The 13,834-nt window shown below is 52.7% G+C and carries 10 protein-coding genes; 5 read left to right on the top strand and 5 right to left on the bottom strand.

Annotated elements, in window-relative coordinates; genetic code table 11:
• Window positions 1–3 precede the first annotated feature (3 nt).
• From ACR0IV_RS01800 to ACR0IV_RS01785, 4 genes are all read right to left on the bottom strand, one after another.
• Window positions 4–864 (bottom strand): hypothetical protein, encoded by an 861-nt coding sequence (locus tag ACR0IV_RS01800; protein WP_480658171.1) that lies wholly within the window; start codon window positions 862–864, stop codon window positions 4–6.
• Window positions 865–1,654: 790 nt separating this feature from the next.
• Window positions 1,655–2,032 carry a hypothetical protein gene (locus tag ACR0IV_RS01795; protein ID WP_480658172.1) on the bottom strand — a complete coding sequence of 126 codons (378 nt, stop codon included), beginning with the start codon at window positions 2,030–2,032 and terminating at the stop codon, window positions 1,655–1,657.
• Between the two features lie 120 nt (window positions 2,033–2,152).
• Complete coding sequence (locus ACR0IV_RS01790) at window positions 2,153–2,788, bottom strand: AAA family ATPase (protein WP_480658174.1); 636 nt, start codon at window positions 2,786–2,788, stop codon at window positions 2,153–2,155.
• Between the two features lie 60 nt (window positions 2,789–2,848).
• Window positions 2,849–3,607, bottom strand: coding sequence for a hypothetical protein (locus tag ACR0IV_RS01785; RefSeq protein WP_480658175.1), 759 nt, complete (start codon window positions 3,605–3,607; stop codon window positions 2,849–2,851).
• Between the two features lie 236 nt (window positions 3,608–3,843).
• On the opposite strand from ACR0IV_RS01785, the gene ACR0IV_RS01780 reads away from it, so the two are divergent.
• The 5 genes from ACR0IV_RS01780 to ACR0IV_RS01760 all read left to right on the top strand — a co-directional run bounded on the left by ACR0IV_RS01780 (window position 3,844) and on the right by ACR0IV_RS01760 (window position 12,012).
• Entirely contained in the window at window positions 3,844–4,668 is an 825-nt protein-coding gene (locus tag ACR0IV_RS01780; protein ID WP_480658176.1) for a hypothetical protein, read from the top strand.
• Window positions 4,669–4,769: 101 nt separating this feature from the next.
• Window positions 4,770–5,588, top strand: a complete 819-nt coding sequence (locus tag ACR0IV_RS01775; protein WP_480658177.1) for a heparin lyase I family protein — start codon at window positions 4,770–4,772, stop codon at window positions 5,586–5,588.
• A gap of 526 nt (window positions 5,589–6,114) precedes the next feature.
• Window positions 6,115–7,971 (top strand): SLC13 family permease, encoded by a 1,857-nt coding sequence (locus ACR0IV_RS01770; protein WP_480471909.1) that lies wholly within the window; start codon window positions 6,115–6,117, stop codon window positions 7,969–7,971.
• A gap of 359 nt (window positions 7,972–8,330) precedes the next feature.
• Window positions 8,331–10,925 carry a coiled-coil domain-containing protein gene (locus ACR0IV_RS01765; protein WP_480658179.1) on the top strand — a complete coding sequence of 865 codons (2,595 nt, stop codon included), beginning with the start codon at window positions 8,331–8,333 and terminating at the stop codon, window positions 10,923–10,925.
• 31 nt (window positions 10,926–10,956) lie between these two features.
• Window positions 10,957–12,012 (top strand): TAXI family TRAP transporter solute-binding subunit, encoded by a 1,056-nt coding sequence (locus tag ACR0IV_RS01760; protein WP_480658181.1) that lies wholly within the window; start codon window positions 10,957–10,959, stop codon window positions 12,010–12,012.
• A gap of 20 nt (window positions 12,013–12,032) precedes the next feature.
• Here the strand turns inward: ACR0IV_RS01760 and ACR0IV_RS01755 are convergent, their stop codons facing one another.
• Window positions 12,033–13,757 (bottom strand): AAA family ATPase, encoded by a 1,725-nt coding sequence (locus ACR0IV_RS01755; RefSeq protein WP_480658182.1) that lies wholly within the window; start codon window positions 13,755–13,757, stop codon window positions 12,033–12,035.
• Window positions 13,758–13,834 lie beyond the last annotated feature (77 nt).

Below are 13,834 nucleotides of genomic sequence, written 5' to 3'. Positions count from 1 at the left end.
TTGTTACTTAATAGAACGCGATTTTTTAACTTCGATGCTGCCACGCGCAAGAACAACTTCACCTTCGGGCGGAGTCAAACCATCGCTTCTGTTTTGCTCCTCTAGCATTTTCATTACCAGCAACCGCTCAATTTGCGTTCTGTTTTTCTTAGCCCAACGTTCCTCATTACGTTCTTCTCCCAACGGAGCGTATACGCAGTCACGCTTTCGTGCGCGAAGCTCAACGGTTGCAGCAAATTTCTTACCTTTAGTTGGGTTGAGAAAGCACAGAGGGTTCGACGCACCTTCCACAACACCATCCCCCAGAGGTGTTAGATAACCACCACGCAAGTCGCCATTTGGCTCGTTCGGATCTCCAATTACCTCATGACCAATTTGCCATCGGTTCGCACCGACCCAACGAACAATCCTAAAATTTAGGTGACTCTCTATTGAGAGTGTATCACCTGTTTGCAGGGATTTTCTAACTTCACCATGCATCGAACTTTCAAAACCCAGCGCAGACAGGATTTTTGAAAACTTCAGAGATATGCCACCAGACGCAGACACTTTCTTCGCATCTGAGCTTTCGCTCTCTCTCCTTAACAAGTGTTGAAACTGTTCCTTTGGAAGCGATCTTTGATATCGGCCTTCTCGAGAGATTTCACAATCGGCCGCAACAATTTCGACAAAAGCCCTTCGAAAGCTCAATTTGAAACCAAACCCATCTGCGTCAGTGAACTCTTGTTCACCAAAAGACGCTTCGATTTCGAAAGGTACATTGGCAAATACTGCCTCTCCTTGCCGAGGTAAAAACAGTTCAAGATCTGCTGCGTAACGTGCAGCGCTCGTAGGGCCGAAACGAGAAATACGGGCATCTTCCATTTTGCACATCATATGGTTGTGGAGCTTCGATGCAACACAGAATAAAGACGAGTTTCCCACACATGTTCAAGCAGTTGCGCTAGAGATGGACTAGAAGATTTGATCAACGTCGTGGCACGTACCGCAACAAGAGCCAAAAGTTGCAGAACAAGCCCGTTTTATAGCCATTCCTTAGCAATCTAATAAATAAAAACATGTGCAAGAGCAGCGACCCACTGCCGGGACACATATCCGCGCATAGCGCCCTATCAACGACATTGAGTTTGCCAGCAAATGCTGTAGCCATCGGAACTTGTCAGCGCAGAACGTCTTAGCGGAGGCGAGCAACAAGCAAAATCGCAACTGGCTTGGAAACAATTATGCGATGGAACGAGAAGAGAGGCTGAGAAATCAGTAACTCGTATGTGCTGCGGTGGCGGCTGATGGCTGCCGTAGTGTTGCGTTGGGAATAACTCTACGCACTTAAAGGTAACAGCCTAACCCTACCTCCCAGATTTAGCTGGTTGTGCGCATCAGATGGTGGACGGTCCTTACAGAATGCCGAAGCAGATGAGAGGCGTACAGCCTCTCTATGGCTTCAAATCCTACAGAATACCCGCTTTTAAACAAATGAAATGAAAATGCGTTGATGTGACCATTGAAGGTTTGCGACGCAAAACTGAAGATGACACAGATAACGCCTGTGGAACTGCAGAGCAGTGACACATGAAAATCTCTCAGAAATGAAGATGAAATATTAGCTCCTCAATTTCTTAGTGATGAACTATGCCGCGTTGATATGTCCTGTGGATCATTGCGAGACACAGTTTTGCCATTCAGCAACGAACTTGTCGGTGATGTAATAAATACCCCACTCAGCACTCATAAGCATGACACGCTCTTTCCACTCGTACCCCTCACTAGCACACTGAGCATCATACAAGACTGCCGACATTCCGTTTACTTGTACTGGGTTGTTGAGTTTGCAGCGGCTTTCAACGCCGAGCAGAACGCTGTTCTCAATAGCAACAGCCCCACCATCTCGCCCGACTAATTTGCAGTCCCAGTGCGCAAAGTCTTCTCCACGTGGTTTGAACACTCCCTCGAACGTGCCGGTTTGCGCTAAAGCAGATGTCGATACAAATGCAAACGTTGCAATGCTAACGCGCTTTAATACTTGCCTAGGCATGAAAGACCTTTGTTACCAATGTTTTCTGACTGCTATAGCATACTGTGCATTGAATTTGTCGCGACCAAAAAGTGTCTGTTAACAGACAAAAAAGCGCCACTGTTCGTGGCGCTTTTTCTCTCATGCTGCTGCACGTTTTCCAACTTCGACCACAATGCGCTCAAGTTGTCTCAACACATTTCTTACGTCCCCATTTTCATGTTGAATGGCTTCTAAAATTTGTCCGTCGGTAAGCGACACACGCTCGTTGGACAGAATGCGTTTGCAGAGCGGTAAAAGCGATTCAGGTGACAAAGCAGGCATTTCGATAACATCACAACGGCTTTGAATTGCGCCATCGACTCGATGCAGGTGATTGGTCGTAAAAATAAATCCGTGTTTGCCCCAATACTTGTCCATAAGCGCACGCACTTTGGCTTGCTGTTGTGGGTGAACAAGGTCGAACTCATCAATAACTGCATAGGCATAATATTGTTCTGACAAGAGCCAACCACGCGCTATCAAATTCAGATTCTTCGTTTCAAAATCAGCGCCGTTTAGTACGTCAACACCTAACTCAAAGCCCATGCTAACCTCTTGCCTCGACTGATTTGCCACAACCTCCGCAACTGCCGATTTTGCGCTTCCATAAGGTCCGTAGAGCAATATGTTACCTGTTGCTGCGCCAGTTGCGTATTTCTCAAGTTTCTTGCGCGATATATCGGTTTGAAAGACCAAGTCGGTAAAGGTCGTTGGTTTGTATTTATTTGCAAACATTTTTTCTCCATTCCTTTGATTATTTGGGCGGGAAACTTGCCCCGCCCGTGTGCACTGTGTTCAAGCGGCTTGAGCCTGCTCAATGGCACTGGCGGCAGCTTGGTCGCTGTCCATCGCGTTTTGGCTTTGCCTTGCCTCAGACTCTTGCAGTTGCTGCTTTTTACCTTGCTCTTTGCCCACTTGCTCAAGCGCAGCGTTGACAATTGATTTTGCACTGGTCTCATAGACCATGCTGTACTTGCCATCTGCTTCCTGTCGCATGACCGCGACAAACAAGCTGTGTTCCGCGCCGTCGTCGGCTTTACGGGTCGGTGCGCTGATTTCAAAAGGCTCGACAAGCGCGTCGATTTTGCTGAGCGTCTCTTTGGCAAATGCAATGTTGTCTTTGCGTACTTGCGTAGGTGTTTTACCGTTTGGCGTAGAACGGCGCAGTTCTTCAATACCGCCGCGCTTGGTAATAAACTCACTCATACTTTCGTTTGGCGACTTTTCATCATCGGCGATTGTGATGACGCGAGCATAGCTGTAAGCGCGCTTTTGGAAACTGGAGTTAAACACAGCGCGGACAATGCGTGTGGCGAGACTGGCGCCTTCGTTGAATGCGATGTTGTTGGCGCGCAGGTGATCGTTGAGCGCCTTGCACTTGGCCGTGTCGCCTTTCAATTCATTATGGAAATCAAGACACTCGCTGAGTAGCTCGTAGAGCTCTTCATTGCTGCGTTTGTAAGTGCCCTGCTCCCAGGTCTTACGCTTTTGCGCCAGTTCGATGGCCTTGGTTTCGATGTAGGTTGCGATTGCGGTATTAATTTTGTTGCTCATTTTAATCTCCTTTGGCTGAGCTTCGTTTCTGCCGCTCTCTTCGGCGACAATCACAACGTATCAGTAGCTATCCCACTATCTGGATATCTGCGAAGAATTGTGCATTATTGGGTTAATGTTTTTACCCCAATTCAAGTCTCAAACGCTGACTGACAATGACCAATAGAACCCCTCTCAAAACACTTCAGTCTGATTTTAGGAGGAGCGATCTTTGGGCTACCAAAGTGGGCTTTTACATGCTGTGGATCGAATATCTGGCACTAAGCCCAAGCTACGAGCTGGCGCGCCTGTATCGGTCTGGCAACTTGACAACTGAACAGAACAAGCGCTTGCCTGAAGACTTCGACAAGATACTACAGGTGTTTGACGATTTCGGTAACGTACAGAGAGTTCTCTTCTTAGACTGGTGGCGAGAAAGAGGAATGGAGCTCTGCGGTTATAGAGGGGAAAAACCAAAAGTCTCAAAAATCGCTGCGATAGGAAAGAAGCGCGGACCTACGACGGAAGTTGCTGATCGCGTAGCAGACTTCTTCGACAGTGATTGGTGCGCACAGGGAAATCAAAATACTCTACTCGTCGCAGTGCCGATCGGCTTGCCAAAGTCGCGGATAGCAAAGGAAATTAGCGCCTTGCTGGACACCTATCCAAAGCGCGACAAGGTAATTTCGCCACCAAAACCAAAGTACATTTTGGCAGGCAAACGACAAAACAAGGACATGCTGTTTAGATACCTGCATGTGTTGCGCTTTAAGGCATTATACCCTTCGCTCGAACTATGGCGTTTGGGTGTCCGAACAAATGTCAGCGACACCTACAGCCCGGAGCTCGAGCACGACGCGAAGGTCATCGCAAATGAAGATAGCTATGATCGTATGATGCTAACGATACTGACGAGTCGAGCCATTCAACGAGGCCGACAAATAGCTGAAAACGCAGCGCGGGGTATTTTCCCAAGCTACACGAACTGCGAGCATGCCGTCGATTTTGACTACAGGGAAACCAACAAAATGTTTCAATCTCGGCACAAGTGGCAAAAAGCGCAAGCCACCAAAATACGATGATTACACGAGAGCTACAGCGGCATCTTTCGAGTAGAAGATGGGTCATGGTATCATATACTTATTAAAATTTAGAGTGTTACATAGCAAAGCAGGCAACAATCTTGGATAAACAAGTGACCTTGAACATGTCGAACAGACTTAGTCTTTTTGTTTTTACTTTTTCTATGATTTGGGCGGCCATTTCAGCGCAAGCACAATCTGTAGGCGGCTTTGGCAACGGCGCACGACCACCCTTCATTCAAAAAGAAGTTAGCCAACCAAATAGCCATAGTTTGGTTCGAGACCCACTCACTGGATCAGGCAAACGCAATGTCCATCGGTTTCAGATTGATGGCAGCGCTTGTCTGGCAGGTGACTGCCGATACAACTCTGTTCGGAGCGAACTAGTTGAGAATGTTTACGAACGTAAGAAATACGGAAAAGGTCAACCGAAAGAAGCATGGTACGGTTGGGATGTTTTATTCCCGAAGGGCTTTCCTTTTGGGCCCCGGCAAACAAAAGGTGGATACATTTTTGGACAATGGCACAACAGCGAATGTCCACATATTTCGTTCAATCAACCAACTTACCAAGGTTACACTCTTTTTTTTAGAACGAACCATCGTGAGAACTGCCAACCGGCGCAAAAAATACCCGTTCTCGATATGCGAGAAATTGAAGGGGAATGGACCACTTTCGAAGTTTTTGTTCGTTGGAGCGAAGGCAATGACGGCAGAGCTATTGTTTTTGTAAACGGTGAAAGGAAGGTGGATTTCACAGGCCGCACTTTAACCCTTGATGTACCAGAAATTAACCACTTTGATTTCGGTATCTATCTACCGAACACCCCCGGATTGAACAGCATTAAGCCAGCGGTTGCGTATTATCGGAGGGTCAATCGTCAAAAGTCACGCAAACGTCTGCATCAATATAAGGGGTAGAGGCACAGCGGCGCTTGCAGTTCTGCGTAGCTTGCAGACTATGGCTTAGTTGATTTGAGGATGAGCGGGTTTGTATGCTTTGCTCCAATTTTCTGCACTATTGAGGTGACAACCAACACTTGTAAGAAACTCTGTTCGACACACACTTTTGCGCAAACCCTTGCACGAAGGACTTGCACAAAGTATAGCACACTTTAGATTTATCCATGTAAATTGTTATTTTTAAATTATTTTTTTTGAATTAATCTATTGCAAATCCGTGTACACCGGTTCGATTCCGGTACTCGCCTCCAAATACTCTCAAATTCATAGCACAGGCCTGCGTGGTTCGGACTGGTGACTTGATATCTTCCACCTCCAAAACGCTGGTTTCGCCAGAGTGGACCGCGAGACATCAGGTTGCTTGTGATTGAGCTTACTTCCAAAAAACCATGACAACTTGCCGGGCATCACCTAGAAATACGAGTTACGCTCTCGACGAAAGGACCCTGGTGACCGCGTGGAACAATTGACATTCACCTACGAAATGGGCGTCGTCTGCGCGCTGCTGGCTTTTACTGTATTCCTCTTTGTTTCGGAAATCGTCCGAATTGACCTCTCGGCCATTCTGGTCCTCGTTCTGATTGGCCTTCTGAGCTATTTGCCTGGTCTGGGCAATCTGGCGGACGTCCCGCACCTGTTTGATGGATTTGCTTCAAACGCGGTGATTTCGATCATCGCAGTTATGATCGTTGGTGCCGGTCTGGACAAAACCGGCATCATGAACAAGGTCGCCGCAGTCATCCTGAAGTATGGCGGAACGGCCGAGAACCGGGTGCTGCCGATCATTTCGGGGACCGTAGGTGTCATCTCGTCCTTCATGCAGAATGTGGGCGCGGCAGCGCTGTTTCTACCGGTTGTCAGCCGAATATCTTCGCGATCCGGAATCCCTTTGTCGCGCCTACTGATGCCGATGGGGTTTTGCGCCATCCTCGGCGGTACGATGACCATGGTAGGGTCGTCACCTCTGATCCTGCTGAATGATCTGATCCAGACCGCGAACGACGGACTACCGGACGATCAAAAGATGCAACCCTTTGGCTTGTTCTCCGTCACTCCCATTGGCGCTGCGCTGATCCTTACCGGCATCGCTTATTTCCTTTTGCTGGGGCGCTGGGTTTTACCGGGCGACGCGGGTTCGGACAGCACCGGAACCAGTCAGGGGACACAGGAATATCTGCAGCGCGTTTACGGGCTGAAAGCGGATGTATTCGAAGTGGTTGTCCCGGCAGACAGCCCGCTCGTGGGGCAGATTCTGGCGGATATAAATTACGAAAACCATCTCTACATCATTTCGACTTTCTATCGCGGCAAAACCTCGATGGTACAGGTGCTGACAGCCGAGATTGCGGCCCCGTGTCGGCTGGCCATTGTGGGGCGCCGATGGGTGGTTGAGAAATTTGCCGAGAAATACGGGCTGACAGTTCTTCCGGATCTGGATGTGTTTGTCGAAGAGTTCGCCCCCACCAACGCTGGCATCGCCGAAGTCGTGGTAACCCCGGACAGCAAACTGATCGGAAAGTGCCCGCGCGAGCTGTTGTTTCGCAAGACCTATGGGATGTCCCTTCTGGCAATCCATCGCGGTGAAGAAACGCTCAGCCATGTTGAGACCGAGGATCACGAATCCACGCAGATCGGGCTTGAGAAGTTTCACGCGGGCGACATGTTGGTGGCCCATACCCGTTGGGACAACCTGATGCGGATCAAACGGGATCCTGATTTCGTTGTTGTGACTTCGGATTTTCCGCAGGACGAACTGCGCCCGCAAAAGGTGGGTTGGGCGCTTGCTTTCTTTGCGATTTCGCTATCGATGATCCTGTTCACCGATATCCGCCTCTCTCTTTGCCTGCTGACCGGAGCAGCCGGGATGATGCTTTCAAAAGTGCTGAGTGTTGATGAGGCGTATCGCGCTGTGGGATGGAATACGGTCTTTCTGCTGGCTTGTCTCATCCCCTTGGGTCAGGCCGTTCAGAATACTGGAACGGCGGCGTGGATAGCCCAACAGATCATGACCATTTTGGACGGTTGGCCAATTTGGTCGCTACAGACCGGCGTAGCCATTCTGGCCACCGCATTCTCGCTCGTGATGTCGAATGTCGGGGCGACGGTTCTGCTGGTTCCTCTGGCGGTATCGATCGCTGTCGCAGCGGGCGCCAGCCCGGCGCTTTTCGCGCTGACCGTGGCGATTTCGACATCGAACAGTTTCATAATCCCCACCCATCAGGTGAACGCGCTGATCATGGGGCCTGCCGGTTACAAAGTGACCGATTTCGTCCGCTCGGGCGGAGTGATGACGTTCCTCTTTCTCATCGTTTCACTCGTCATGCTCAACCTGCTGTTCTGAGCATGTTTGGGTTGGCGAGTTAACACACGCCACACGGTCACGCGGGGTATGTCCGGCGCGTGACCAAGGGCGTCAGATATATCGGCCGATACATCCCGTTCGCGCAGGACATCGATTGCAACGGCTGCAAGTTCGTTCAGTCTGCCCCGCTGACTGGGACGACCTGCCGGTTCTGATTGAGCTATCGCCGTTGGCGAGCGCCCGGCGAACCGGCAAAACCGCCCACTGGATACTCAAACTGCGCAAAAAAGATGGATTTTGTGATTATATCTTCTGACCTTCGGCAAGGCTGGGGTTAGACTTTTTCACAGATGTGTGAGAGATTTAACGAGCCGCTTTTTGGTGTGGAGAGTGGATATATGGTCCCGTTTCGGTTGTTTGGTTTAATTGTATTCGTTCTGGTCATGGGAGCTTGGACGCCAGTTGCTTTGGCGCAAGATACCGAAAACCCGGCAGCCGACACTGAAGAGCCTCCGCAAACTGCGGCGACGTTGCGAAAGATTCTGGCCCTGTTGGAAGAAGAAATCACCCGTGCTCAATCTACCAAATCCGGGTTGATCGAAGATATCGCCAAAGCCGAAGCCGAACTTTCCGAACTGCAGGCGCAGATCACGTCGGTGGATTCTGAACGACGTGACAATGCCTCGCGCCTGGCTGAACTTGAAGAAGCACGTGGCCTTCTGGAACAAGAAAGCGAGGCCAGCCAGAACGCAGTTGCGGAGCGGCGGCAGGAACTGGGCCAACTCGAGGCTTCAACACAGGCCGCTGAAGTTCGGCTTGCTGACCTCAATGTGCAGATTGAGACAGCGGCAGCCGAGGCTGGCAATCTGGAGCAAGTAAAGCTCGAGATGCGCGATCTTCTGACCAAGATGGAAGCCGACCGGATGCTTGCGGGTGAGCTTGCAGCCGATGTTGAGAACCTGACCCGCAGCCAGTTAGAGGCGAATACCGAGCTTGATGCGCTGAAAGAAACACTGGCGCAGAACAGGTCGAGCCTGGAAGGTGTAACCTCGGACCTCGCTGAAAAACAAAACGAACTTGAGCAGATCGCTACGACCCTAGGTGAACAGCAAGCTGAGATGGCGCAGGGGCAGGCAAGCCTGTCCGACCTTCGCGAGAGCATTGCCAGCGCGACTGAGGATCTGCAGGGTCTTCAAAAGGTGGTTGACACCCGGCGCGCCGAGGAAGAGGCGCTGACAACTGCAATCGCGACGGCAACAGCGCGCGAAACGGAACTCAACGCTTCGCTCAATACGCTTCAACAACAAGAGACAGCATTACGTGACGAGATTGAGTCGCTGACCTCGGAAAGCAACGCGCAGTCGCAGAATGCCGCGGAAATCGCTTCTGCGGAACAAGCTCTGCAGGCGCTTTCCGAACAGAAAGCCTCGGTGGATGCAGAACTGGCGCGCAGTACGGAACAGCTGGAAGGCCTGCGCACTAATATGAGTGAGACCGAAGCCGCATTGGAAGCAGCGCTTGGTAGCCGATCATCGGCAGAAACAGAGTTGGCCGCGATACAGCGGGAGCTTGAGGCGGCGCGAAGCGAGCTTGATCAGGCCCAGACTGAACTGGCCGAAAACCGCGAAGCAATGTCGGTCGAAATGGCGTCTTTAGAGGACGCTCGATCGAGTGCCGAGGCTGCCGTAGCAACCGCTCAGGAAGAACGGGCCACTGCAGAAAACCAGTTGTCCGAAATTCAGAACCAACTTGCTGCTTTGCAGGAACAGGAAACCGAGACGCAGCAGCTGGTCACGGACAAGTCCGCGATTGAAAGCGAACTGGCTCAAGCACGGCAATCGCTTGAGGCCATCCGCGGGGAAATCGGCGAAGCAGAAGCCCAGCGGGCAACTGCGACCGAAGGGCTTGAAGCAATACAGGCCCAAACTGCCTCGGCCCAGGATAATTTGACCCGGCAAGAGGCCGAATTGGCCGAGTTGAACACGGCCTTGCAAACCCTGTCAGACGAAGTTAGCTCGGGAGAGCAAAGCAAAGTAGATCTCTATGCTTCACTGAACGATCTGCGCACCGAACGAGAGCAAAAGGCTAGTGAGCTTGCCGTGGCGCAAGAGGAGCTTACGCAATTACAAGCAGCAAATGATACGCGATCACAGGAGGCAGCCGATCTTGAAGCTGCTTTGGCAAACCTTCGCACCGAGTCGGAATCGGTAACCACAAGCCTTACGGAGGCGACCAGCGAGCGCGATTCAGTCAGCGCGCAGATTTCAGAACTTGCAGCCCAACGCGATGCATTGCTCGCTGAGACGGAAGCCGCTGCCGAGGAGCGCGACCGCGCTGCGGAACTGATTCAACAAGCTGCAACGGCTGAAACGGAATTGAATGCGGTTCTCGATGAAATCGCCATTGCGCGGGATGAGTTGGACCGCGCCAACACCGAAACTGCCGAACTGATATCTGAACGCGAGACCGCGGCGTCCGAGATTGCGGAACTGGCTGAGATCAAGGCCCAAGCAGCACAAGCCTCGCAGGCCGCGCTTGAGGAGCAACAGACCGCATTGCTGCAAGCCGAAGCGCAGGTGGCCGACACACGGGCTGAACTGGAGGCGCTTCGCGAACAAGCGTCGTTGTATCGAGGCCAACTGTCGAACCTTGCCGCAAGTCTGCAGGCGTTGGAGGCACCGGCCATTGCTGAAACAACGCAGCCTGCACCGGTTGCAGTCGCGCCTGATGAAGAAATCGCTGTGGAAACGCCGGAGCCCGAACCGCCGGCTGCCGAAATCAGCCGGGCCTCTGGTCCGCAGATATCCATTGACGTTGTACGCACGGTCCTGAGCGGCGCACCCGGCCTCGGCGGCCTTCCACGTGGTGTCGTCGACGCGCTGGCGGCGGAACTGGCAAGCGGAACCTGTGCAGTCGACGCTCTTCAGGCCGCTACCGGAACAGTCAATCGCCAGATGCTGCTGCATTTGGTGCGCTCAGGAGAGTTCTGTTAGTTTCTATTGGTGATTTAGAGGGAGGTAAGACATGAATTTGTTCAGGCTGGGGAAGCTGCTGACCAGAACCGTCCTATTGGCGGGCCTGAGCCTTGTGCTGCCCGCGACTGCTTCGGCATTCGAGCGCAATATCCTGACCGGAGGGCCGACAGGCACCTATATTCAGATCGGTGGGGATCTGAGCGGTTTGGCCGCATCCTGCGGGATTGAATTGAACGTCCGCGAAAGCGCCGGATCGCTCGAGAATTTTCTGGGCGTCCGTCAACGTCGCCACACTCAGTTGGGCATCGTACAAAGCGACGTGCTTGAATATCTCAAAACCTATTCCAGCGAAGACCCCGAGATCGCGCGCGCCATTTACGGCGTCCGCATCGCATTTCCGCTCTATAATGAAGAGGTGCATATTCTTGCCAAGCGCGACATCAACACTCTTTCGGACCTGAATGGTCGCAAGGTTGCGGTGGGCGTTGAAGACAGCGGCACCTTTCTGACCTCCTCTCTGGTTTTGGATCTGGCTGGTGTCACCCCGGCTGAGCGTCTGACCATCAACGCCGATACATCGCTGCAGATGCTGCTTGATGGCAGCATTGATGCATTTTTCTACGTTGCGGGCGCGCCGACAAAGCTGTTCCAGACCGACCAGATCGACCCGGAAAAGCTGCATCTGCTCTCTGTGACCGATCCGACTCTCTCTGCCGTTTATACACCGTCCCAGATCGAGGCCGGCACCTATCCATTCCAGCAGGAGACCATCGACGTGGTGGCGGTAAAAGCGGTACTCATGACCTATGAGTACACGCCAGAGCGGAACGGTTATCACCGGGCCAGCTGCAACTCTGTCGCTGATGTAGCGCATCTGATCGCGAAAGAATTCCAGACGCTTCAGCAATCGGGTCATCCCAAGTGGAATGACGTCGATCTCAACGACATTCCACCGGGCTGGAACATCGCACAATGCGTGAATTTGGGTCTGAGCGAGAATTATCAGCTCGATTGCGGTCCAACCGAAGTGCCCGCACAGACATCCATCGAAAGCGAAGCCAACTCCGCCTATCGCGCCCGCATTTGCGCGGTCATCGGATGTTAAACAAGGATCGGGCTGGAGATTTACTTCAGCCTGATTTCCATCCAGGGTGAGGCCACTTCCCGCCCGTTCTGATCGAGCGCAATAACCCGCCACGTCCGCGCCGCCTGAGGCGGCCTCAGCCGCAGCGCAGATGTTGAAACTTCAGCCGAATAGAGCGCCGTATCACTGAACGTCGATGACAATTCGATGCGATAAGCCGAAGGGTCAGCCCCCTCGCCACTGGTCCAGACCAGTTGCAGCGACCCATCGGGCATCTTCTTCGAAAACAGCGGCGTAGGCACCGAGACCGGCCCGCTCTCAGTGGTGGATTGCATGTCTTCCAGACGCGCGGCAGCGCCCTCGATTCCCGAGGCAGCCCGGTTATACCAGATGCGTGCGAGCGTAAGATCTACAGGCACGCCCTCTCCGGTCTCATAGATCTGCCCAAGATAGTAGGCCGAGCGTTCGTGCCCCGAAAGCGCCGCAAGCGCATATCCGACTGCAGCAGCGTCCGGAGCGGTATCTGCCAGTTCCAGCGCCGCCAGATACTGACCGTTTGCAGAGGGCTCAGCCCCGGCCAGAGCGCCCGAGATCCGCTCGACCCGCGCTTCCGCTGCAGCTGCTGTGCCCGGTAATAGCCGCCTAAGTACCGAAGTCCCTCCACCCGCGTTGACCGAGCTTGCGACAGCTTCACGTGTCGTCGCCTCTTTTCGTTCTCCTGAGAGCCCACCTACCCCAAGCAAATAAGCCGCAGTCCCAGCCCCAATCAGAGCAATTGCACCTAATGCGAGCCCCGTTTTGCGACCAAACTTGCTTTTGGCCGGTTCAGTCGAAACATGCTCTTCGTTATCGGTGTCTGATACGCTCTGCAGAATACCTGCTACATGATTGGCGCGCGCCAGAAGCTCTGCATCGGTTGGCACATGGCGCAGGCCTTCTTGATCTCCGCTGGTTCTATCATCCGCATCGGGCGTTCTGATCAAAGAGGCAATCCGGCGGACCTCTGCCTTGTCGAGTTCCGCGGGATCAGCGCTGCTACCATGCTGCTTCAATGCCTCGCAAAAGGCGTCCAACTTGGCCGGAATACCGTTTGAAATCACGAACAGTTCTCGGGTCGCGCCTTTGTCGAATGAGAGGTTTTCCAGACCCATCTTGCTCAGACGCATGTGAACGTAGCCACCGACGTCCTTCTCGTTCATGCAATCCAGCGTAAAGGCCGGACCAACAAGATCCGGCCTCACGCCGGACAGAATATCAGCCATTCCCGTTTGGCCGACAAAGACGAGCTTAAGCAACGGTCGCTGGTCAACCAACTGGTCACACAAATCGCACAACGCACCAAGATACAGATTCGACAGGTCATCTGCATCATCGACCACAAGCACCGGAAACCGCTGCGCAGTATGCAGTGACTGCAGCAGCGAGATCAGTTTTTCACGGCTCTGCTCGGCACTCGCAGTGGGGTTCTGTTTTGGATTGAATACGGTCAGCACATCCCAGAACACTTCGCCCGACAGATTATCCAGGCCCTTGAGCATCCGGATGACAAAGGCCGTGGTGTTGGTCGAAATCCTGTCGCGCACCAGCAGGGTCCGCCCGGTCCCGGGACGACCGACAAACAGGGTCATCGGCACGCGGCTGGCCACCGCGAAATTCAACCGCTCCCGCGCGAGTTCGTGTGCCTGGCTCCAATAGATCGTGCTGGACTGTTCTGATACGACCGCCCTGCCCGAAGAGTCTGTCGGTTGCGCCCTATTGCCTTCCATAACCCCCAAACTCGCAGTTCACGCCGACTGTTTCAGTGCAATGGCCTCGTCAACCCGAGGGCAAAGATCTGAAGGCT

This window comes from Ruegeria sp. C2 (genome assembly GCF_056537765.1).
The sequence above is the reverse complement of the archived record's forward strand: the minus strand, read 5'-3'. Positions and strand labels throughout refer to the sequence as shown.